The sequence below is a fragment of the Paractinoplanes rhizophilus genome (genome assembly GCF_042664765.1).
GTDB lineage: Bacteria > Actinomycetota > Actinomycetes > Mycobacteriales > Micromonosporaceae > Actinoplanes > Actinoplanes rhizophilus.
The window spans coordinates 111920-134816 of the sequence record NZ_JBHTBJ010000012.1; the positions used below are offsets into that span (position 1 = coordinate 111920).

At 72.0% G+C, this 22897-nt stretch carries 14 protein-coding genes; 7 read left to right on the forward strand and 7 right to left on the reverse strand.

The window, feature by feature from the left end:
• The first annotated feature begins 86 nt into the window (after positions 1-86).
• The 4 genes from ACFQS1_RS18580 (at position 87) to fxsT (ending at position 7622) form a co-directional block, all read left to right on the forward strand.
• On the forward strand, positions 87-596 hold the full coding sequence (locus tag ACFQS1_RS18580) for a (2Fe-2S)-binding protein (protein ID WP_378969787.1): 510 nt from the start codon (positions 87-89) through the stop codon (positions 594-596).
• A complete protein-coding gene (locus ACFQS1_RS18585; RefSeq protein ID WP_378969789.1) occupies positions 593-2971 on the forward strand; it encodes a xanthine dehydrogenase family protein molybdopterin-binding subunit in 2379 nt (792 codons plus the stop codon). The genes ACFQS1_RS18580 and ACFQS1_RS18585 overlap by 4 nt, the downstream gene beginning before the upstream one ends.
• Positions 2968-3822, forward strand: coding sequence for an FAD binding domain-containing protein (locus tag ACFQS1_RS18590; protein ID WP_378969791.1), 855 nt, complete (start codon positions 2968-2970; stop codon positions 3820-3822). Before ACFQS1_RS18585 ends, ACFQS1_RS18590 begins: the two co-directional genes overlap by 4 nt.
• Before the next feature lie 386 nt (positions 3823-4208).
• Entirely contained in the window at positions 4209-7622 is a 3414-nt protein-coding gene (gene fxsT, locus ACFQS1_RS18595; RefSeq protein WP_378969793.1) for an FxSxx-COOH system tetratricopeptide repeat protein, read from the forward strand.
• Between the two features lie 74 nt (positions 7623-7696).
• Here the strand turns inward: fxsT and ACFQS1_RS18600 are convergent, their stop codons facing one another.
• The 5 genes from ACFQS1_RS18600 to ACFQS1_RS18620 all read right to left on the reverse strand — a co-directional run bounded on the left by ACFQS1_RS18600 (position 7697) and on the right by ACFQS1_RS18620 (position 14796).
• Positions 7697-7873 (reverse strand): hypothetical protein, encoded by a 177-nt coding sequence (locus tag ACFQS1_RS18600; RefSeq protein ID WP_378969795.1) that lies wholly within the window; start codon positions 7871-7873, stop codon positions 7697-7699.
• Positions 7874-8047: 174 nt separating this feature from the next.
• On the reverse strand, positions 8048-9817 hold the full coding sequence (locus ACFQS1_RS18605) for an HEXXH motif domain-containing protein (protein WP_378969798.1): 1770 nt from the start codon (positions 9815-9817) through the stop codon (positions 8048-8050).
• A 103-nt stretch (positions 9818-9920) separates the two neighbouring features.
• A complete protein-coding gene (locus ACFQS1_RS18610; protein ID WP_378969800.1) occupies positions 9921-11441 on the reverse strand; it encodes a hypothetical protein in 1521 nt (506 codons plus the stop codon).
• A gap of 1 nt (position 11442) precedes the next feature.
• Complete coding sequence (locus ACFQS1_RS18615; RefSeq protein ID WP_378969803.1) at positions 11443-13509, reverse strand: hypothetical protein; 2067 nt, start codon at positions 13507-13509, stop codon at positions 11443-11445.
• Between the two features lie 90 nt (positions 13510-13599).
• Positions 13600-14796, reverse strand: a complete 1197-nt coding sequence (locus ACFQS1_RS18620) for a PucR family transcriptional regulator (RefSeq protein WP_378969805.1) — start codon at positions 14794-14796, stop codon at positions 13600-13602.
• 112 nt (positions 14797-14908) lie between these two features.
• Here ACFQS1_RS18620 and ACFQS1_RS18625 point away from each other — a divergent pair, with 112 nt between their 5' ends.
• Both ACFQS1_RS18625 and ACFQS1_RS18630 read left to right on the forward strand, forming a co-directional pair.
• Positions 14909-15976, forward strand: coding sequence for a ferredoxin reductase (locus ACFQS1_RS18625; RefSeq protein WP_378969807.1), 1068 nt, complete (start codon positions 14909-14911; stop codon positions 15974-15976).
• A gap of 23 nt (positions 15977-15999) precedes the next feature.
• Positions 16000-17205 carry a fatty acid desaturase family protein gene (locus ACFQS1_RS18630; protein ID WP_378969810.1) on the forward strand — a complete coding sequence of 402 codons (1206 nt, stop codon included), beginning with the start codon at positions 16000-16002 and terminating at the stop codon, positions 17203-17205.
• Here the strand turns inward: ACFQS1_RS18630 and ACFQS1_RS18635 are convergent.
• Both ACFQS1_RS18635 and ACFQS1_RS18640 read right to left on the reverse strand, forming a co-directional pair.
• A complete protein-coding gene (locus ACFQS1_RS18635; protein WP_378969812.1) occupies positions 17177-18421 on the reverse strand; it encodes a glycoside hydrolase family 6 protein in 1245 nt (414 codons plus the stop codon). The genes ACFQS1_RS18630 and ACFQS1_RS18635 overlap by 29 nt on opposite strands.
• A gap of 133 nt (positions 18422-18554) precedes the next feature.
• Complete coding sequence (locus ACFQS1_RS18640) at positions 18555-20204, reverse strand: MFS transporter (RefSeq protein ID WP_378969814.1); 1650 nt, start codon at positions 20202-20204, stop codon at positions 18555-18557.
• A 242-nt stretch (positions 20205-20446) separates the two neighbouring features.
• Between ACFQS1_RS18640 and ACFQS1_RS18645 the strand changes: the two genes are divergently transcribed.
• Positions 20447-22894, forward strand: coding sequence for a glycoside hydrolase family 94 protein (locus ACFQS1_RS18645; RefSeq protein ID WP_378969816.1), 2448 nt, complete (start codon positions 20447-20449; stop codon positions 22892-22894).
• The last annotated feature ends 3 nt before the right edge of the window (positions 22895-22897 follow it).

A 22897-nucleotide genomic window follows, 5' to 3' on the forward strand; every position in this document is an offset into this window, starting at 1 on the left:
CCTGTGATCAGTGAGGAAACTCACCGTAATGCAGTGGCCCGTGTGCGTCCGCCGCGGGCTGGTTTCGCCCAACCGCGGGAGGCGCCGTGTCTTCCACCGCCAAAATCTCCGTGACCGTCGACGGCAATCAATACATCGACACCGTCGAGGCGCGCACTCTCCTCGTCCACTATCTCCGCGAACAGATCGGCAAGGTCGGCACGGTGATCGGCTGCGACACGAGCAACTGCGGCTCGTGCACGGTGCTCATGGGCGCCACCGACCGGCCCGGTCAGAGCGTCAAGAGCTGCTCGGTGCTCGCCGTGCAGGCCGACGGCGCCAGCATCACCACGGTCGAGGGCCTGGCCGGCCCCGACGGCTCGCTGCACGCCGTGCAGCGGGCCTTCCACGAGCTGCACGGCCTGCAATGCGGGTTCTGCACCCCCGGCATGATGCTGTCGGCGGTGGACCTGCTCCGCGACAACCCCGACCCGACCGACGACGAGATCCGCGACGGCCTCTCCGGCAACCTGTGCCGCTGCACCGGATACCAGAACATCGTCCGGGCCGTGCGGGCCGCCGCCGCCGAGCTGCGCAACGGGGAGGTGCCGTCGTGACCGTCACCGACGACCGCGAGGTCGGCCGCGAACGCCAGCGCAAGGAGGACGCCCGGCTGATCACCGGCCGCACCCGCTGGACCGACAACATCACGCTGCCCGGCCTGCTGCACATGGCGATCCTGCGCAGCCCGTACGCGCACGCCCGGATCACCTCGATCGACACCTCGGCGGCGCTGGGCCGGCCCAACGTGGTCGCCGCGTTCAGCGGCGCCGACGTCGCCGACGTGCAGGGCAGCCTGCCGTGCGCGTGGCCGGTGACCGAGGACATCGTGCACCCCGACCGGCCGCCGCTCGCGGTCGGCACGGTGCGCCACCACGGCGAGGCGGTGGCCGTCGTCGTCGCGCGCGACCAGGCCAGCGCGATGGACGCCCTCGAGGCGATCGAGGTGGACTACGAGCCGCTGACGCCGGTGCTCGACCTCGAGCAGGCGCTGGCCGAGGGGTCGCCCCTGGTGCATCCGGACAAGGGCACCAACAAGTCGTACACGTGGGTCTTCGACTCGGCGCAAGCCGGCACCGGCGGCGACGTCGCCGCCGCGGACGACGAGGTGGTGATCGAGCGACGCTACGTCCAGCAGCGGCTCATCCCGGCCTTCATGGAACCGCGCAGCGTCATCGTCGACCCGGGCGCGGGCGAGTACACGATCTGGTCGGCCACCCAGATCCCGCACATCCTGCGGGTGTTCTACGCGTTGCTCACCGGCACGCCCGAGCACAAGGTGCGGGTGATCGCCCCCGACGTCGGCGGCGGCTTCGGCGGCAAGCTCCAGGTGACCCCGGAGGAGCTGATCACCTTCATGGCGGCGCGGCGGGTCGGCCGCCCGGTGAAGTACACCGAGACGCGCAGCGACACCATGCTGTCGGCGCACCACGGCCGCGACATGATCCAGGACGTGCGGCTCACCGCGCGCCGGGACGGCACGGTGACCGGCATCTCGGTGAAGCTCACCGCCAACATGGGCGCCTACCTCGGGCTGGTCGGGCCGGGCGTGCCGATCCTCGGCGCGTTCATGTACAACGCGATCTACAAGTTCCCCGCCTACCGCTTCGAGTGCGACGGCGTGTTCACCAACACGACCATCACCGACGCCTACCGCGGCGCCGGCCGGCCCGAGGCGACGTACGCGATCGAGCGGGCGATGGACGATCTCGCCGTCGAGCTCGGCGTCGACCCGATCGAGATCCGCCGGCGCAACTGGATCAAGAAGGAGGAGTTCCCGTTCACCACGGTGGCGGGCCTGGTCTACGACTCCGGCGACTATGCCGCCGCGACCGACAAGGCGCTGGCCCTGCTCGGCTACGACAAGCTGCGCGCCGAGCAGGCGGACCGGCGCGCGTCCGGCGACCCGGTGCAACTGGGCATCGGCACGTCGACCTACACCGAGATGTGCGGGCTGGCGCCGTCGCGCATCCTCGGCGCGCTGCGGTACGCGGCCGGCGGCTGGGAGACGGCGGCGGTGCGGGTGCTGCCGACCGGCAAGGTCGAGGTGGTCACCGGCACCAGCCCGCACGGGCAGGGGCACGAGACCGCGTGGAGCCAGATCGTCGCGGACGAGCTCGGGGTGGCGTTCGACGACGTCGAGGTCCTGCACGGCGACACTCGCTCTTCATACAAAGGCCTTGACACGTACGGGTCCCGCTCGCTCGCGGTCGGCGGGATCGCCCTGGTGGAGGCGTGCCGCAAGGTTCGCGACAAGGCCCGTACCGTCGCCGCGCACATGCTCGAGTGCAGCCCCGACGACCTGGAGTTCACCGGCGGCGCGTTCCGGGTGCGGGGCACGCCGGACGCGGCGAAGACCATGGCCGACTGCGCCTTCGCCGTGTTCGCCGCGCACGACCTGCCCGACGGGGTGGAGCCGACGCTCGACGCGGACGCGACCTTCGACCCGCAGACGTTCTCCTTCCCGCACGGCACGCACCTGTGCGCGGTCGAGGTCGACACGCAGACCGGGCACGTGGCCATCCGCAAGTACATCGCGGTCGACGACGTCGGCAAGGTGATCAACCCGACCATCGTCGAGGGGCAGGTGCACGGCGGGGTCGCGCAGGGCATCGCGCAGGCGCTGCACGAGGAGGCCGTCTACGACGAGTCGGGCACGCTGCTGACCGGCTCCTTCGTCGACTACACGCCGCCCACGGCGGCCGACCTGCCGGAGATCGTCAGCGACCGCACCGAGACGCCGGCGACCACGCACCCGCTCGGCGTCAAGGGCGTCGGCGAGGCCGGCGCGATCGCGGCCACGCCCGCGGTGGTCAACGCGATCGTCGACGCGCTCCGCCCGCTCGGGGTGACCGACGTACCGATGCCCTGCACGCCGGAGCGGGTCTGGCGGGCGATCAGAACAGCCGGAACGGAGGGTGGACGGTCATGATCCCGGTCGCGTTCGACTATCTGCGTCCCACCGGTGTGGACGAGGCGGTCGCCGCGCTCGCCGAGGCCGGGGACGAAGCCAAGATCCTGGCCGGCGGCCAGAGCCTGCTCCCGGTGCTGCGGCTGCGGCTCTCGGCGCCGAGCGTGCTGGTCGACCTGGGCGGCGTGGCCGAGCTGCGCGGCGTGCGCGAGGAGGGCGACTTCCTGGCCATCGGCGCGATGACCACGCACGACGAGGTGGCGTCGTCGCCGCTCGTACGCCGGTTCGCGCCGCTGCTGGCCACCATGGCGGCCACCATCGGCGACCGGCAGGTCCGTCATCGCGGCACGCTGGGCGGCTCGCTGGCGCACGCCGACCCGGCCGCGGACCTGCCCGCGGCGGCGGCCACCCTCCAGGCCCGGTACGTGCTGGCCGGGCCGTCCGGCCGGCGGGTGGTCACCGCGGCCGACTTCGCGGTCGGCCTGTTCACCACGGCGCTCGCCGACGACGAGGTGCTCGTCGAGGTGCAGGTGCCCAAGGTGGAGGGCTGGGGCTCGCACTACGAGAAGTTCCACCGGGTCGTGCAGGCGTGGGCGATCGTCGGGGTGGCGGCGATGGTGCGGCGCTCGGACGGCGGCATCGAGTCGGCCCGCGTCACGCTGACCAACATGGGCCCGACGGCGCTGCGGGCGACCGCGGTCGAGCAGGCGCTGGCCGGCTGCGCCGCGGAACCGGCCGCCATCGCCGAGGCCTGCATGGCCGCGGCGGAGGGCACCTCACCCCGCGACGACGTGACCGCCTCGGCGGAGTACCGGCGTCATCTCGTCCGGGTCCTCACCGGCCGGGCCGTTGCCGCGGCCGCCGGCGTGTAGCCGATAGCCGGGACCGGGCCGGGCCGCAGCGGCCCGGCCCGGCGAGACCATGCGCGGGACCTGGGCGGCCCGGCCCGTCCCGGCCATGGGCGCTGCCCATTGCGACCACTTGCGGTCGCATTTTCTGACGAACTTTCTGCCCGGCCGGGCGGGAAAGCCAGATCCACTTGCGACTCCGCCGGCACACTGCACATACTCGGGCATGGCCCGCCTTTCCGTGCAAGTTGCATTAATGGCGTCCGGATGCCGACTCAGAATCTCTTCAGCTGTAAGCCTTGGCTTGGGGCCTTGGAGCCGGACCCAGTAGGCTGCCAACCTATTCGTTAGGCCCGATCTTTCATTGAAGCGCGTCGTCCCACGTCATCGCAGCATTGGGGGCTCTAACGTTGGCCCATGTCACCAAGCGGGATCCCGCGGCCGAGCTCCGGAAGGCGCTGGTGGCCGCGCTGGTCGACGTGCCCGTCACGCATAGCCTGACCGACCGCAGATTGCTGATAAATCTGGTCCGGCGTGACGTCCGCACGTTCCCCGACGTCCCGGAACGCGATCAGGCCCGGACCCACGTCATCGAGATCGTCCTCGCCTGCATCAGCACCAGGGGCGGGCTCCGGGCGTTGAAAGAGGCCCTCAGCGTGATGGCGCCGGACGCGCCCGGCACCCGGCTGGCCTGCTCCCTGGTCGACAACGCCAGCCTGTCCAGCCTGCTGCTGCAGGGCGAGAGCCAGCGGGCGCATCAGCTGCTCCGCCACGCCATGGCCGAAGCGGACGAGGAGACCTGGCGCGAGATCGCCCGGTCGACGATCGCCGGCCTCGCCGAGCCCCCGGCCGACCTCGTGCAGGCCTTCGAGCTCGCGGCCGGCCGCAACACCGGCGATCAGGCGATCGCCACCGCACTGGCCCTGGTGCGCCGGGTCGCGGCCGAGCTCGACGGCACGCTGGGGGTCGAGCTGCGCGACTGGGTCCTGCAGGTCGCCGAGCGGCTCGAGCTGCTCGACGAGCTGGGCTCGGGACCGGGCGCGGACGCCGCTGCCGGCAGTGACACTCCCGCGGCGCTCGCCGACCCCTTGCCACCAGGTCCGACATCGGGGGATTCGCTGCTCGAAGGCCCCGAGGGTCAGCTTGATGGCTTTGGTGACGAAAATGGTGATATGGACAACCTGCACGACACGCGAATAAAATTCAAGTCCGCTGATGATATTGAGCCCACCTCGGGGGCCGATGATGAGGCCGTGCCGGCGACCCAAGGCGACACGAGCGAAGAGATTGGGGATGATATGGCTCCCGTCGCCGATCGGAAGCTCATCCACGAAAAGCTGCCCCAGGTCTGGGGAGATGTGCCACAGCGAAATCCGGATTTCACCGGCCGCGAGGAATTTCTGGAAACACTTCATCGCGAATTGAGTGAAAGACGCCAGACCGCCGTCCTGCCGCAGGCGATCCACGGCATGGGCGGCGTCGGAAAATCGCAGATCGCCATCGAATACGTCCATCGGCACAGCCAGGAATTCGATTTGGTGTGGTGGATCCCGGCCGAGGAGACCGGTCAGATCCTGACCTCGCTGACGAAACTCGCGCAGCGCCTGAAATTGGATGTCAGCCTCGAGGCCAATGCGGCCGTCCCGGCCGTGCAGGAGGCATTGAGCACCGGCGCGACCGGCTACCGCGACTGGCTGCTGGTCTTCGACAACGCCGAGGATCCCACCGAGGCCCGGAAATACTTCCCGACCGGTGGCGCCGGCCGGATCCTGGTCACCTCGCGCAACCCGGACTGGGAACGCGGCACCCGCGCCCTCGAGGTCGATGTCTTCACCCGCGACGAAAGCAAGACGTTCCTGCAGAACCGCAACAGCGATCTCAGCGACGAGGACGCGAACCGGCTCGCCGAGGCGCTCGGCGACCTGCCCCTCGCGATCGAGGCCGCCTCCGCCTGGCGGGCCACCACCGGGATGGCGACCGACGAATACCTGCGCCTGCTCAGCGAGAAACGCCTGGAGCTGTTCGACGTCGACCCGCCGCCGGACTACCGGCTGACCGTGCGGGCCGCGTGGAGCATGTCGCTGGAGAAGCTGGCCGAGCAGAACCTGGCCGCTCTGCAGCTCTTGCAGGTCTGCTCGTTCTTCGCGCCGGAGCCGATCTCCCGCAATCTCTTCACCGGCTCGAGCGCGGCCGACATCACGCCCGAGCTGGACGCCATGCTGCGCGACACGTACAGCATCGGCCGCGCGATCCGCGACATCCTCAAGCTCGCCCTGGCCAAATACGACCACCGCAACAACACGCTGCAGATCCACCGGCTGATCCGGCTGGTGCTCGCCGACAGCATGGACGCGGAACAGCAGAAGCGGATGCGCCGGGGCGCGAACACGCTGCTGGCGAACGCCGACCCCAACGAGCCGAGCCGGCGCAGCCAATGGGACCGCTACGGCGCGCTCCGGGCCCACATCGAGGCCTCCGACGCGGTCGCCTCGGACGAGCCGCGCGTGCACGACCTCGTGTTCAGCGTCGTGCAATACCTCTACTACTTCGGCGACCACAAAGGCAGCGAGGCGCTGGCCGAGCAGTCGTTCGCACACCGCCAGGCCGACCGGGGCCCCGCCGACGCGCACACCCTGCGGCTGGCGAAATGGCTGGGCTGGATGTACTTCGTCAACGGCAAGTACGAAGCGGCCCGGGAACTCGACAAGCGGACCCTCGACCTCTACCTGGAGTCCTTCGGCGACGAGGACGAGGGCACGCTGGACGCGATGAAGGTCGTGGCCATGGACCTGCGGGTGATCGGCGACTTCGACGCCGCCCTGGAACTCGATCAGCGGGCCGTGGACACCGCCCGGCGGGCCTTCGGCGCGGACGATCCCATCACGCTGCAAGGAACCAACAGCCTCGGCGTCAATCTGCGGTTCCTGGGCCGGTTCCGGGAAGCCGAGAAACTCGACCGGGACAACTATCGCCGTCTGGTCAATGTGCTCGGCTCCGACAGCGACGCCGCCACCCTGTCGCTCTACAACCTGCTTATCGACAAGCGTGAATCCGGCGATTACGTGGCGGCCCGCAAAGAGCACGAGGCCGCCTATTCCCGGAGCATCGAGATCTTCGGCAAGGACGCACCGGCCACGTTGCGCTCGGCGCGGGCGCTTTCGGTGGCGCGCCGCAAAGCGGGCGATCACCCGGGCGCGCTGAAGATGTCCACCGAGACATTCGACAAATACCAGCGCCGGTACGGCGACGACTATCCCGACACCATTGCGACCGCTCAGAACCTCGCGGTCGACCGGCGCCACGACGGCGATCTGCAGGGCGCTCGCAAGCTCGGCGAGGACACGTTGGAAAGGTATCTGCGGCTGTTCGGCGCGCGTCACCCGTACACGCTTTCGGCGCGGACGAACCTCGCCGTCGTCCTCCGGCTCGACGGCGAGCTCGACACGGCGCTCGCGCACGACAAGGAGTCGCTGAGCATCCTGCGGGAGACGCTGGGCCCCGACCATCCGGTCACGCTCATCTGCGCGACCAACTACGGCAGCGATCTGTTCGCGGTCGGGGATGTGGCCGACGCCTACGAGCAGGACGTCGACACGCTGGCGAGGTCGGAGCGCGCCCTCGGCGCCCACCACCCCACGACGCTCGCCTGCAGTGTCAACCTGGCGCTCGACCTGCGGGCGCTGGCGCGGGTGGCCGAGGCCGACCGGATTCTCTCGGACACCCTGGCCAGCTTGCGCCGGGCCCTCGGCGAGCGGCACCCGGCCACGCTGAACGCGTTGCAGAACCTGCGGGCCGACTGCGACGTCGACCCGATGCCGCTGTAGCCGGACCGGATCACGGATGGTGGCGGCACCGCGCCGCCGCCGTCCGTAACCTGAGGCGGGCGCCGTCCGTGACCTCAGTCGATGCGCCCGGGCGGCCCGGTGCCCAGGTTGTACCGGGCGTGCTCCAGCTGGCCGTGCAGCGCGGCCTTCGACGGCTCCAGCAATTGGCGGTCGGTTTCGCAGAGATCGTGAAGAGAAGTAGCGGTTAAATCGATCAAATCAGTTTCGATCTCTGGGGGATCGAGATCCACAGCGCAGATTCCCTTCTCAAAGCCGGGCCTGCCAGACTGAGCGTGCGGTCACCGAACTGGGCGGCGCGCGGGACCTTTCGCATTCGTCTCCGTCAGTCTCTCATACCGGCCCGGCCGCACCGGCACCATTGACAGTGGCTCCCCACGGCCTGATCTCGACGGGCGGAGCCGCTGTCATCCGGCCATCCGCGCCCGGGCCAGCCAGTCCGCCAGAACGGCCGGTTCGGGGCCCGGCGGGGGCACGCCGCGATGCACGGCCCGGACCAGAGCGGGATGCTCGCGGAGGACGACCGCGGCGGGCTCGCCGGCGGCCAGGGCGAGGCCGCTCCACGCGTCCAGGTCGTCCGGGTCGGCGTGCAGGCGGCGGGTGAAGGCCGCGGCGGCCGCGGCGCGCTCGCCGCGCAGCAGGGCGGCGTCGGCGTCGTCCGCGCCCAGCGCCCGGAGGCGATCGGTCAGCGGCTCGTCCCCGCGGGCCACCCAGCGACGGGCCAGCGCGAGCCGCGCCTGGGACCATTCTTTCTCTCCCGCCGCGACGACGTACGCGGGATCCAGGGCCGGCGCGTCCTCGCCGCGCGACCAGGCGACCACCAGCCGGTCCACGGTCTCCTTCGCCGGGCTCAGGTGCCGCAGGCGCCAACCCGTCCGGTGGGCGGCGGCCACCAGCTCGGCGGCGCGGGCGGGGATCTCGGCGACCGAGGTGGACCGCCACGCGGCGACCCGGCCGGTCAGGCCGTCGATCAGGCGCTCGCCGACCTCGGTCAGCGCATCGGAGCCGGCGACCTCCCGCAGCACCTGCTCGACCTGCCGGCGGGCGAGGGCGAACTCGAACTCGTCGGCGGGCGACCGGCTCACGCCGGCCTGGACCCGCCAGAACGCCGCGATGTTGGTGAACGCGAAGATTCCCTGGATCAGGCCGGGCAGCGGCCTCGGGTCGTCGCGCCACGGGGCGTAGCGGGTCTCCTGCTCGCCGCCCGAGGTCACCGGCAGCAGGTGCAGCAGGCCGCCCAGCCGGATGTGGGCGAACTCGTGAACCAGCGCCACCGCCAGGGACACGGCGTCGCCGGGCTCGGAGACGAGGACGCTGCCGAACGCCTCGCCGGTCGACGCGCTCCGCGCCGCACCGCCGCCGTCGGCCAGCGGCACGAGCGAGACCACGCCGCCGGCCATGGCCTCGGCCGCGGCCCGGTGCTGGGTGCAGAGGATCTCCCAGGCCTCGGTCAGCAGCGACGCCCACCGCCGGCGGCCGGCCTCCGGCAGTCGTCGCGGCGGGACCGGGTCGCTGAGATCGCGATACGGGTCGATGTCGTCGATCGTCACCGCGAGGACGGGCCCGGAGCCCGCCCGCAGGCGCCGCAGCGGCCACCACCGCGCGTCACCCGACCGGCTCCGGCCGTCGGCGGCGACGCGGACCTCCCGCGCGCCGCGGCGCAGCGTCACCTGGCGGCCGCTCGTCTCGGCCTCGACCGCGCCCCACGCCCCGCGGCCGGGGAACACCGCCATGCCCAGCCCTGGCAGCATCGCTTTGCCGTCGCGGGCGGGAAGAACCGTGGCCCAGTCGCGGCCCTGCCGGACCGCGCCGACGAAGGCCAGCGCGTGCAGCACTCCGGCATCCACCCACATCGGCGCCGGCGACTCCGCGAGCCCTTGCGCGCGGCGCAGCAGGTACGCGGCCCAGCTGCCGACCTGCGGGTGCATCAGCAGGTCCCGGAACGACGCCCGGTCCGAGGCGTCCATCGCCATCAGCAGATCGAGCGAAGCGGCCGGCGGCGGCAGCGGCCCCAGCAGATCCGGCCGCCCGGTGAGGAGGTCGACCACCGAGTGGAAGAGCAGGAAGCGCCGGCTGAACTCGGTCTGCCAGAGGGTTTCCGTCAGGTCCGCGCTGCCGTCTCCGCGGCAGAGCAGATCGAGGTGCGATTCCTTGATGCGATGTCTCGTCAAGAGCATCCAGGTCCCCCGAGCGATGTAGTGCGAGCACACGGTTCTCGCATGGCTACTCTAAGCGCAGTCCCCCGGCTGATCGATCGGCATGGATGCGAGCGGATCCGGATCAGGCCGAGATCCCGGCGTAGCTGAGCCAGCGCTCGCGGGGCGACAACCGGAGCCGCACCTTGCTGGGATCGACCCGGCCGAGGGCCGGCAGCCACTCGCGGATGCGCAGCTGCGCCACCTCGGTGGCGTCGGTCAGCAGGCGCTGCACCGCCGCGTGGTCGCGGTGCTCCTGGGAGAGCATCACGATGAGCTTGGCCCGGCCGCGTACGACGTCGCCCCGGCACAGCCGCGACTGGGCGTAGGCGATGTCGCATCGGCGGGTGTGCGGCTGCAGCGCCGCCTGCACCTCGGCCAGCAGCGCGGGCGTGTCGACCGTGCGGTGCGGGAGCTGCCACCACAACCAGATCGGGTACGGCACCCGGCCGGTCGCGGTGGCCCCGGTCTGCTGGCTCGACGGCGGGTAGGAGCAGCGCATCGCCGGGCTCAGCGCGACCTTCCAGTCCGCGATCACGCTCTCCGCGGCGGAGCCGGCGGCGCCCGGCCGGTGGCTGGCGCACGCGCTCAGCCGCGGCAGGGCGTCGAGCCAGCCGCCGGTCCACTGCGGCAGGTCCTCGGGCGCGTCGGCGGCGACCGGCAGCACGAGGTTGATGAACGTCGTCTTGCGCATGCTGGAGATCGAGGCGGCCAGCACCCCGATGCCGCGTTCGCGCAGTGCCCGCACCGTCGCGGCGGTCGTGCCGGCCCGCGACGGCCCGACGATGCTCGCGATGACCGCCCGTTTCGGGGTGAGCACCGGCGAATCCGGGAACAGCCGGCCGCGCGCCTGGCGGTAGCGCTCCCGATCGAATCCGCGAATCGTGAACCAGTCACCCCGTACCCGATGAAGCCGTTGATCGTCGAGCTTCAGGCCGAAGCCGTACTCCTCGGCCAGGGCCGCCAGCTCGGTCTCGAAATCCAGTCGCGCCTCGGCCATCTTGGGATCCACCCCGATCGAGAACCGCAGGCAGGGCCCGATCGCGTCGCGCAGCCGCTCGTTGGAGCCGTCGCCCCGCTCGGACTTGCTGATCTGAGGCACCGGCGCGACCGGGGTGTGCAGATGCAGCACCGGCGCGCCGCGCTGGCCGGCCAGCCCAGTGAGCTTCTCGATCACCAGCGCCTGCATGAGGGCTTCCCGGTAGGTCGGCGACCAGTGGGTGTTGCCCAGGGTGATCAGGACCTCGACCTTGCGGGTGGACTGGTTGAGGAAGCCGGGGTTCGGCACGGCATGGCCGGAGTACGAGTACGTGTCCTTGTCGCCGGCGTGTTCCACCTGGCCGATCTGCACCCGGCCGCGGAACGCCGACATCGCCGACGGCCAGATCGACGCCGACACCGACAGCCCGGCCGCCGAGAAGTGGCAGAAGTCGGTCGGCCAGGCGGTCGGGTCCTCCTTGTCGGGGTCGGCGCCGATGACCGAGGTGGGCAGCGGGCCGTAGCCGTGGGTCAGGGTGAACTCGACCGAGGAGAAGTAGGTGCCGGCCGCCTCGGCCGCGATCTGGGCCAGCTCGGACGACTTGGTGAAGTTGGCCGGCATACTCATCTCACACCTCGCCACGCGCGTCGAAGAAGTCGTCCGGCTCGACGGCGGGCCGGGTGGCGCGCCGGGCGTCGCGGAGCCAGCGGGGCACCCGGGCCGACCGCGGCACCGAGCTGCCGCGGTGGATCCGCCGGGCGTAGAACTCGCACAGGCAGCAGACCAGAATGAAGATCAGGATGCCCAGCGCGACCTGGAACAGCCGGATCATCTCGCGGTCCGACTGCACCGTGCCCACGGCGATCGCCAGCGCCGTGGTCACCGCGACCGAGGCGGCGGCGAGCATCCGCTGGAACTTGTGCAGCTGGCCGAGGACCGATTTGGTGCTGGGCAGGTCGAGCCGGGCCAGCAGCAGGCCGGGCACCAGCAGCAGCACCGCGACCACGGCGTCGGCCTGCTCGGGCACGAAGTCGCCGGACACCGCGGACGAATACAGCCAGGCGACCCCGCCGGACAGCAGCGTCCCGATCCCGAAGACCACGAGCGCCAGGCCGGCCACCATCCGGGTGATGCTCTCGATCAGGGCCGGCGCCTCGTCGGCGAGGGCCATGAACGCGAAGACCCGGACCGGCTCGGTGGACTGCGGGCTGAGCTCCACCGCGGGCCGGCGCCAATGGGCGTGGGCGCCGTGCTCACGCGGGTCGTTGTCGGTGGTGATGTCCCGGCCCATCTGCGCGGCGCGCAGGCCGGCGGCGACGTTGCGCAGGGCCGGGCCGGCCAGCCCGCTGCGGGCGAGGTGCTGCATGCCGTCGGCCGAGTAGTGCGCGCAGAACGCCGCCAGCACGTCGAGGGAGCAGTCGCCCGCGGACAGCGCCGCGATGACCTCCTCGGCGGTCAGCCGGCGCGGCGGCGCCGAGCCGGGGCCGACCGGAATCGGCAGGCGGGCGAGATAGGCCTCGTAGCCGGCCAGGTCGACCAGCCGTCGCCGGCCGAGCTCGGCCAGCCGCGACGCGATGCCCTGCATCTCCAGCTCGAGCAGCTTGTGGTGGGTGCCGAGCCGGTCGGCGCGCCGGGCCACCGACTCCAGGTCCTGGGCGAGCACCTCGACGAACTCCTCGTCGACGTCGCTGGACATCAGGAACCGGCGGACGCTGATCTCCTGCCGGACCTCCAGGGTCAGGTGGTAGGCCTTGACCGATCGCGGGATCTCGGTCTCGTACTCCACGACGAACTCCCGGTTCACCGGCAGCAGGTTCTTGGCCAGCGTCTGCCGCGGGGCCGGGCGGTGCTGGGCCGGCAGCAGGGGTGCGTCCCAGGTCAGGAACCGGCGCGGACGGTCCAGCCCGAGTTGCGCCACCAGGATGTGCTGCCGGCTCGCCAGTTGCAGGAGCCGCGCGAACGGCAGCAGACGGTCCCCGCCCTCCGCCGGGAAGAGAGCATCAAGACCGAGCAGAGCGAGATTGCGTACGGATTCGGAGCTGCCGTAGCGAGCGGGCAGCCGGGCGTGATCGAGCGGGGTGTGCAGCCGCTGCCCCGGCGGCGGCCCCACCATGATCAGCTCGGTGATCGCCGCCTCGATCAGCCAGCGCGACCGCTGGTGGGTGTGCCGCAGCTGGTGCACCGGGCGGCCCGGCGTCGCCACGTCGTCGTGCGCGTTGATCAGCATGAACAGCAGCCGGACGAACGCGGCGGCGGTGACCCGGTCGGCGTCGCGATGCGAGAGCCGGGGCACGACCTCGCCGCTCGGCTCCCGGATGGCCACCGGCGCGAGGTCGCGGCGACTGTACCGGGACAGCGGCACCCACAACGACGCCCCGCCGCCCGGCCCCGCGTCGCCCGGCACCATGAGCGTGTCGCGCAGGCGCCCCGAGATCAGGTCGAGGTCGACGTCGACGCTGATCTCGCGGCTCATGTGCCCGCGGTCCATCAGGGTCAGGCGCTCCGACAACCGCGGGACGTGGTCGAGCCGGAACGACAGGTCCATCAGGGCCAGCCCGAACGCCGCCTCGCGGCTGGGAAACGTCAGCGGCGCGGTGGGGACCGGGAGAGCCTGGATCAGCGTGCGCAGATGATCCAGCGGACCGTCGGCCGGCCGGTCGGCGACTGCCGAGCTCCCCCGGATGTGCACGGTCATGTCCCGATCCTCGCCGCTGTCCCGGGCCCGACCGCTGATGTGTCGTCATCACGACGCACGAGCTTGCCGCCATGCCGGCCGGCCGCCCGCTCAGGCCGGGTTCGGGGCCACCAGCGCCACGGTGAGCGACCGGATCCAGTCCGGGTCGCGCAACCGGTCGCCGTACAGCTGGCGAAGCCGGGTCATCCGGTACCGCACGGTCTGCGGGTGCACGAACAGCTCGGCGGCGATCTCGTCGCGGCGGCCCTGATGCGCCAGCCAGCTGCGCAAGGTCTCGAGCAGCTTGGCGACGGCGGCCTCGCTCATGCCGGACAGCGGCGCGAAGACCCGGGCGCGCAGATCCGCCAGCGCCTGCGGGTCGGCCGTGACGATCAGCGCGGCGAGGTGGTCCTCGGTGTCCAGGCAGCCACCGCGCACGTCGGGGCGCAGCACCTCGAGGGCGCGAACCGCCCGGTCGAAGGACTCGAGGGCCCGGATCCACGGCCGCGCCGGTCCGACCACCACGCCGTGCGCCTTGACCCGCCGCAGCAGGGTGGCCCGGGCGTTGCCGTGCGCCTCCGGGATCAGCAGCACCGAGCGGTCGGGCGCACCGGGGATCGCTTCGCTGAGCCGCAGGGTACGGGCGTCGAACTGGTCGGCGATCGTCCGGGCGACGCGGTCCGGGGCCAGGACCGCGGTCAGCGTCCGGGGCGGATCCCACTGCGCCCGGGCCGCCGCGGCGACGAGCGCGTGCTCCGGCTCCCCCGAGATCAACGCGTGCGCCAGCCGTTCCCGGTGCAGCAGCTGGGTCCGCCCGGACGCCGCCACCTCGTCGGCGTGCCCGGCGGCGCTGGCCGCGGACAGCTCGTCGATGTACGCGAACACCAGCTCGGCGAAGTGCGCGACGGTGGGCGCCGGCTGCTCGGTCGCGACGCTGATCGCCGCCAGCTCACGCCAGGCGACCCGCGCGCCGACCCGGTAGGCGCTCAGCAGGGCGGCCAGGCTGCGGCCGTTGCGTGCCTCGCCGCGACCGAGGACGTACGCGGCCTCCAGCGCCGACGCCAGCGGCGCCCGGGACTCGGACTCCTCCGCCCGCGAGACCAGCTCGAGGAACGTGCCCAGCGCGGCCCGGACGGCCCGCTCGAGCTTCGCCCCGAACTCGCCCGCGAACGCATCGCGGTAGGCGGGGACCTCGGCGGTGATCGCATTGATCGTCTGCACGGCGACGGTCGGCAGGCCGTGCCGCAGCGGCCTCGCCACCTCGGGCGACAGCCGGAAGGCCCGGACGTCGGGCAGCGCGTCGTTCATCCTGTCCTCCCCCGGTCTCGAAGATCGGGTTGTTCGCGCGGAACAAAGTTCTACCGTCGATTTACCCCCGCTGGGCCAGGCTATTGTTCGGCGGACACAGCAGGCTTGTTATGTGGCTGTAACCAAAACCCTACGGGACGGCGCCTGGCGTCTCGTCGAGGCGCTCACCACTCCGGTCGTGCCCCGCGACTACCTCGACGCCGTCGCGCCGCTGCGCAACCCGGGCGTCCTGCGCGGCCGGGTGGAAAGCATCCGGCCCGAGACCGCCGAGAGCGCGACCCTGGTGCTCCGGCCGGGAGTGGGCTGGCGGCCACACCGTCCCGGTCAATACCTGCGCGTCGGCGTCGACGTCGACGGCGTGCGACTGTGGCGCTCGTACTCGATCACCAGCGCGCCCGGACGGCCGGACGGCCGGGTCACCATCACGGTGACCGCGGTGGCCGGCGGGGCGGTCAGCACCTACCTGGTCCGCCGCTGCCGACCCGGCACGCTCGTACACCTGGAGCCGCCCGCGGGCGAGTTCGTGCTGCCCGAGCCGGCGCCGGCCAAGGCGCTGTTCGTCACGGCCGGAAGCGGCATCACCCCGGTGATGGGCATGCTCCGCAGCCACCTGGATGTCCTGACCGACGTCGTCGTGGTGCACTCGGCCCCCACCCCGGAGGCCGCCGTCTTCGGCCCCGAGCTGCGCGCCCTCGCCGCCGGCCGGATCCGGCTGATCGAGCGGCACACCCGCGCCGAGGGCCGCGTCAAGCCGGCCGAGCTCACCGAGCTGGTGCCCGACCTGTTCGACCGGCAGACCTGGGCCTGCGGGCCCAACGAGATGCTCGACGACCTGGCCGCGCACTGGGCCGACGCCGGCCCGGCCGACCGGCTGCACCTGGAGCGCTTCCGGCCGGTGCTGCTCGCCGCCGGCGACGGCGGCGAGGTCACCTTCGCCCGGTCCGGCGTCCGGGTCGGCACCGACGGAACCGCGCCGCTGCTGGAGACCGGCGAGGAGGCCGGCGTGCTGATGCCGTCGGGCTGCCGCATGGGCATCTGCTTCAGCTGTGTGCTGCCGTTGCGCGAGGGCGCGGTGCGCGACCTGCGGGACGGCCGGCTCACCATCGCCGAGCCCGGCGACAGCATCCCCGTACAGACCTGTATCTCCGCCGCTGCCGGCCCCTGCCGGCTGGACATCTGAACCGCATCGGGAGCACCGACGATATGACCACCCTGCAGCACAAGAAGACCAATCCGATCGCGCACCTCAGCGCCGCGGACATCGAGCAGATCGGGATCGAGCTCGACGCGATCCGCGACGAGGTCATGGGGAGCCGGGGTGCGCGCGACGCCGCGTACATCCGCCGCATGATCAGCGTGCAGCGCGGCCTCGAGCTGGGCAGCCGCGCCGTCCTGCTCTTCTCGCTCTTCCCGCCGGCCTGGCTGGTCGGCACGGCCGGGCTGTCGATCGCCAAGATCCTGGACAACATGGAGATCGGCCACAACATCCTGCACGGCCAGTGGGACTGGATGCGCGACCCCAAGATCCACTCGACCAAGTGGGACTGGGACCACGCCGCGCCGGCCGAGCAGTGGAAGCACGCCCACAACGAGCTGCACCACACCTACACCAACGTTCTCGGGCGGGACAACGACCTCGGGTACGGCATCATGCGGGTCGACGAGGACCAGCAGTGGCATCCGGCCCACCTCGGGCAGCCGCTGTGGAACCTGATCAACGCGTGCTTCTTCGAGTACGGGATCGCCGCGTACGACCTCGAGCTCGGCGCCAACCTCGCCAGCAAGGAACGCCGCCGCGACCCGAAGTTCCGCGCCGCCCTCAAGCAGGTCCGGCGCAAGATCGGCAAGCAGGTGCTCAAGGACTACGTCGTGCACCCGGCCCTGTCCGGCCCGTCGTTCCTGCACACCATCGCCGCCAACGCGACCGCCAACCTGATCCGCAACCTGTGGAGCCACTCGGTGATCATGTGTGGCCACTTCCCGTCCGGGGTCGAGACGTTCGAGAAGACCTCCATCGAGGGCGAGACCCGGGGCGAGTGGTACCTGCGGCAGATGCTCGGCTCGGCCAACATCTCCGGCAGCCGGCTGACCCACATCATGACCGGCAACCTGTCGCACCAGATCGAGCATCACCTGTTCCCGGACATGCCGAGCAACCGGTACGCGGAGATCGCTCCCAAGATCAGGGACCTGTTCCAGCGGTACGGCCTGTCCTACACCACCGGGCCGCTGCCCATGCAGGTCGCCTCGGCCTGGGCCAAGGTCATCCGGCTCTCTCTGCCCAACCGCCGCGAACGGGCCGCGAGGACCGCCCCCGGCCGACGCGCCCAGCCGGCGCGCCACCCCGCCGGGCAGGGTGGCGCACCGGGTGTGCCGCCGGTCAGCGCAGCGGCGGGTTCGCCAGCGTGACCAGCTCCACGGCCTGCTGCGGGAACCAGGCGCCGGCCGCCGGGTCGGCGGTGTTGCCGCGGGCCGGGTCGACGCCCGTGCCGGTGCCGCGGTCACACTGCCCGTCGGACTGACCGGGCGTCTTGACCCACAGGAACGCGTCGGCCAGCGGGTCGCCGGTCCGGGTGGTCGGGCGCAGCCCCAGCCCGCGGTCCGGCGGGTTGCACCAGACCTGCGGGTCCGGCCAGGTCACACCGGCCGGGGCCGCCCACGGTCCCTGGCCGTTGCGGCTGGTGTCCACCACGAAGTGGGCCAGCTTGTGCGGCGATACCTTGCCGACATTGGCCGCGTACCACTCGTCGGTGAGCCCCCAGGTGCTGAAGTCGCCCGGGCTGGCCGGGTAGTACTGGCTGCCGCAGCGCTCGAAGTGGCCGCGGTTCTCGGCCGCGCCCTGGGTGCCGTAGTAGATGCACTTCGAGATCCAGTTGCCGTACTTCAGCTGGCGCTCGGTCGTCTCGTAGTTCGACACGTTGACGAAGAACCCGTCGGCCTTCCGGACGCCTGCCTTGACCAGGCGGTCGGCGATGTCGCCGACGCCGAGCCAGGCGCTGTGCGTGCCGTCCAGGTAGACGCTCGTGCGCGGCAGGGCGCTCAGCCGGCCCACCGCGTAGTTGAGCATCGCGAACCGGTCGGCGGCGGCGGTGGCGGGGTCCGCCTCGGCCGGCTGACACCACTCCTGGTCACCGTTGATCGTGGTGTACCAGGGGATGATGCCCAGCCCGTCCGGCTCGAGCATGACGGCGGCCGGCCGAGCGCCGATGCCGGCGGCGAAGGCGTCGATCCACGCCTGGTACTCGGCCACCGACGTGGCGCCGCCCGCGGAGTATTGCGAGCAGTCCCGGAACGGGATGTTGTACGCGACGAAGACGGGCACCGCCTTCTTGGCCGCCGCCCGCTGGGCCTCGGCCTTGACCGACTGCGTGAGCGAGTGGCCGGAGCCGCCGGTGACCCAGACGGCCTGCGGGGTATTGATCATCGTTTGCAGCTTGCGCGCCAGGCCGCGCTGGCCGGCCGCGGTGAGCTGGGCGATCTGCTTGACGGCGCCGGGGTCGGGGCGCGGCGTGTAGAAGCGGGTGGCGTCCCGGCAGACGGCGCCCGCGGGCGAGGCGCTGAAGGCCAAGGTCACCACGGCGCCGGCGGCCGCGGCGGCCAGCCGTAAGAGCGGAGATAAGGACACTTCGGACTCCTGATCAGACGGTCGTTTGGGAGCGTTCCCATCCCGACTGAGCCTCGGTGTCCTGCCCGTCCAAGTCAATACGCTTTTGGGATCACGGTGCCGGCCGAACGCGCTTCCGGGGCCACCACGCCGATCAATACGCTTTGGGGATCACGGCGGCGGCCGGGCCGGCCGGGCACGGGGTGCCCCGGTCGAGCGAGTACCGCGCCTCGATGGTGAAGGTGCCCGCGGCCGGGGCCACCAGCTCGGTCCACGCGCCGTTCGGGGCGAGGCAGGCGTGCGGGGTCGCCGCGTCGTCGATCCCGGCGATGGCGAGCCAGGGCGACCAGGCGATGCGCAGGATCGCCGAGCCGGCCCGGGGCAGTCGCACGGTGAGCGTGGCCGGCCCGGCGTAGGTGACGGTGGCGGGGGCCGAGGCGAGCGGGTCGGCGTCCCTGACCCGGTAGACGCGCCAGCCGGCGTCCGCCCAGACCAGGCTCAGCCACGACGGCCCGGCGGTGACGATGCGCGCCTCGGCGACGCCGGCGCTGTCCGGTTCGGACGCCGGCAGCACGATGTAGCCCACGCTCCAGGTGCGCAGCCATTGGCGATACGTCGCGGCGGTCAGGGTGCCGTCGTAGAACAGCGGGTTGCGTTCCACGTCGGCCTGCCGGTTCCAGCCGCGGGCCAGATTTACGTACGGCGCTATCCCGGCCGCCTCCCAGTGCGAGCGCAGCGGCACCACTTCGACCCGGCCGCGCTGGGCGTTCAGGGCGTGGAGCTGGCTGATCAGCGGCTGGGCGTCGGCGGTGGCGGCGGGCGCCGGGGCGGTGCGGACGACGTCGGTGGCCGGCTGGACCACCGTCCAGACGACCATCGCGGCGGCGGCCACGTAGGTCGCGGGCACCCGCCAGCCACGGCGGCCGGGCGCGGCGGCGACGCAGATCAGGATGGCCGCCCCGGCCAGCAGGGCAAGCCGCTCGACGTTGCTGCCGATCGGGGTGGGCAGCGCCCAGCACAACGCCACGCCGAGGGCGTACACCCAGGCCCCGGCCCGCACCGTCCGCCACGCCGGCGGGGCCAGCACGGCGACGGCCACCGCGGCGGCGGCCGTGGGCAGCGCGGCGTACCAGTGGAAGGGCTGCACGCCGGAGAACGGGAACAGCAGCGCCGTCACCCCGATCACCACGGGCGGGCCGGCCGCGATCAGGTACGCCGGCCGGCGCCGGCCGGTCAGGACCAGCGCGGCCGCCAGCACCTCGACGAACAGCCCGGCCACCGGGCTGCACAGGGTCGCGACGGCGCCGAGCACGGCCGCGGCCACCGGCCGGGGACGGTGGAGCGCCAGGATGGCGGCGGCCATCGCGACCATCATGCCGAGCAGGTACGTGACCCGCCCGGCGGCCAGGTTGCCCCAGACGGCGACCGCCAGCCAGAGGGCGGCCGGCAGCGGGCGGCGGATGCCGGAGCGGGTGAGCAGCGCGGCGCCGAGGGCCGCCGCGCCGGTGCAGGCCAGCACGCCGGTCGTGCGCACGCCGAGCCAGGCCATGAGATACGGCGACAGGACGCTGTACGAGGCCGGATGGATCCCGCCGTACCAGGACAGGTTGTAGGCCGCGCCCGGGTGGCGCCGGACGAACGCGGTCCAAGCGTACTGGGCCGCGAGGTCACCGGCGTCGCGGGCCAGCCACAGCGCCCAGACGAGGCCGAGCACGCCGGCCAGCGCCGCCGCGATCGCGACCGGCCCCGGCCGGCGCGGCCAGCCGACGATGGGGCCGCCGTGCACGCGGTCCAGCAGGGTCATGGGCAGTCCGTCCGTCGGTCGGGTCCCGCCGGAGGCCGGATTGCCGGGAGGCCGCAGACCGTACCATCCAAGATCCGCAAAGCGGGGCCACCGCCGTGCGCCGGCGGCGAGCGCCGGAGCGGCGCACCGCGAGCGGCGACCCGGCCGGATTCCCGGACGCCGCCGGGCTACTCGGGTGGGTGATCGACCAGAACCGATGTTCAAGCTAGCATTTCGGGAGCGCTCCCAAAACGGAGGACCACATGCGGTACGGACACTTCGACGACGACCGCCGCGAGTACGTCATCGATCGGCCCGACACCCCTCTGCCCTGGATCAACTACCTGGGCACCGACGCGTACTTCGGCATCGTCTCCAACACCGCGGGCGGATATTCGTTCTACCGCGACGCCAAGCTCCGCCGCCTCACCCGGTACCGCTACAACAACGCGCCGTTCGACGTCGGCGGCCGCTACCTCTACCTGCGCGACGACACCACCGGCGACTTCTGGTCCCCGTCGTGGCAGCCCACGCGCAGTCCGCTCGACGAGTACGAGTGCCGGCACGGCCTGTCGTACACGAAGATCTCCTCCGCCCGCGGCGGGATCCGGGCCGAGACCCTCTACTTCGTGCCCCTCGGCGAGACCCTCGAGGTCTGGCGGGTCCGGGTGACCAACGAGCGGGACACGGCGGCCGAGCTCTCGCTCTTCTCGTCGGTCGAGTTCTGCCTGTGGGACGCGCAGGACGACGCGACCAACTTCCAGCGCAACTTCTCCACCGGCCAGGTCGAGGTGGCCGACGGGGTGATCTATCACAAGACCGAATACCGGGAACGACGCGACCACTTCGCGTACTTCGCGTGTTCGGAGCCGCTTGCCGGATTCGACACCCAGCGGGACACGTTCCTCGGGGCGTACCGCGGCTGGGATCAGCCGGCGGCGGTCGAGCGCGGCGCGGCCTTCGACTCGGTGGCGCACGGCTGGGCGCCGATCGGCAGCCATCACGTACGCCTCGGCCTGGCCCCCGGGGAGAGCCGCGAGGTCGTCTTCGTGCTGGGCTACGCCGAGAACCCGCGGGACGACAAGTTCGACCCGCCGGGATCGCAGACGCTCAACAAGCGCAACGTGCGCCCGGTGATCGAGCGCTGGCTGCGGCCGGCGACCGTCGACGAGGGCTTCGCGGCGCTCGGCGCCTACTGGGACCGGCTGCTCGGCGGCCTGCGGGTGACCACCCCGGACGCCGACACCGACCGGATGGTCAACATCTGGAACGCGTACCAGTGCATGGTGACCTTCAACATGAGCCGGTCGGCGTCGTTCTACGAGTCCGGGATCGGCCGGGGCATGGGGTTCCGCGACTCCAATCAGGACCTGCTCGGGTTCGTGCACATGATTCCGGAGCGCGCCCGGGAACGGATCCTGGACATCGCGGCCACCCAGATGGCGACCGGCGGGGCGTACCACCAGTACCAGCCGCTGACCAAGCGCGGCAACAACGACATCGGGCAGGGCTTCAACGACGACCCGCTGTGGCTGGTGCTCGGCGTCTCGGCGTACCTCAAGGAGACCGGCGACGCGACGATTTTGGACGAGCCGGTGCCGTTCGACAACGAGCCCGGCAGCGAGGAGCCGCTCTACGAGCACCTGCGCCGCTCGGTGCGCTACACCCAGGAGCGGCTCGGCCCGCACGGCCTGCCGCTGATCGGGCGGGCCGACTGGAACGACTGCCTCAACCTCAACTGCTTCTCCGACACGCCGGGCGAGCCGTTCCAGACGACCGAGAACGTCAGCGGCGGCGTGGCCGAGTCGGTCTTCATCGCCGGGCAGTTCGTGCTGGCCGCCAAGGAGCTGGCCGCGATCGCCGGCCTGCGCGGGCTGGACGCCGAGGCGGCCGAGTACCGGGCGGCGGCCGAGAAGATGACCGGGGTGATCCTCGAGCACGGCTGGGACGGCGCCTGGTTCCGCCGGGCGTACGACTTCTACGGCCACCCGATCGGCTCCGGCGAGAACGACGAGGGACAGATCTTCATCGAGCCGCAGGGCATGTGCGTGCTCGGCGGGGTCGGCCTCGACGACGGGCTGGCCGCGCAGGCGCTGGCCAGCGTGGCCGAGCGGCTGGCCACCCCGCACGGCATCGTCCTGCAGCAGCCGGCGTACTCCAGCTACCGGATCGAGCTGGGCGAGATCTCGTCGTATCCGCCGGGCTACAAGGAGAACGCCGGGATCTTCTGCCACACCAACCCGTGGATCATGATCGCCGAGGCGATGGTGGGCAACGGCGACAACGCGCACGACTACTACCGGCGGATCAACCCGTCGGCCCGCGAGGCGATGAGCGAGGTGCATCGCTGCGAGCCGTACGTCTACGCGCAGATGATCGCGGGCCGGGACGCGCCCACCCACGGCGAGGCCAAGAACTCCTGGCTCACCGGCACCGCGGCGTGGAACTTCGTCGCGATCACGCAGTGGATCCTCGGCATCCGGCCCGAGCTGACCGGCTTGCGGGTCGATCCGGTGCTGCCGGCCGACTGGCCCGGCTTCCAGGCCACCCGCGCGTTCCGGGACGCCACCTACGAGATCACGGTACGCAAGCCGGCCGGCGCGACCGGCCGCGTCGCCCACCTGATCGTGGACGGCGAGCGGGTGGACGGCACGGTCGTCCCGCCCGCCCCGCCCGGCGCGGTGGTCCGGGTGGAGGCCGTCATCGCCTGAGCC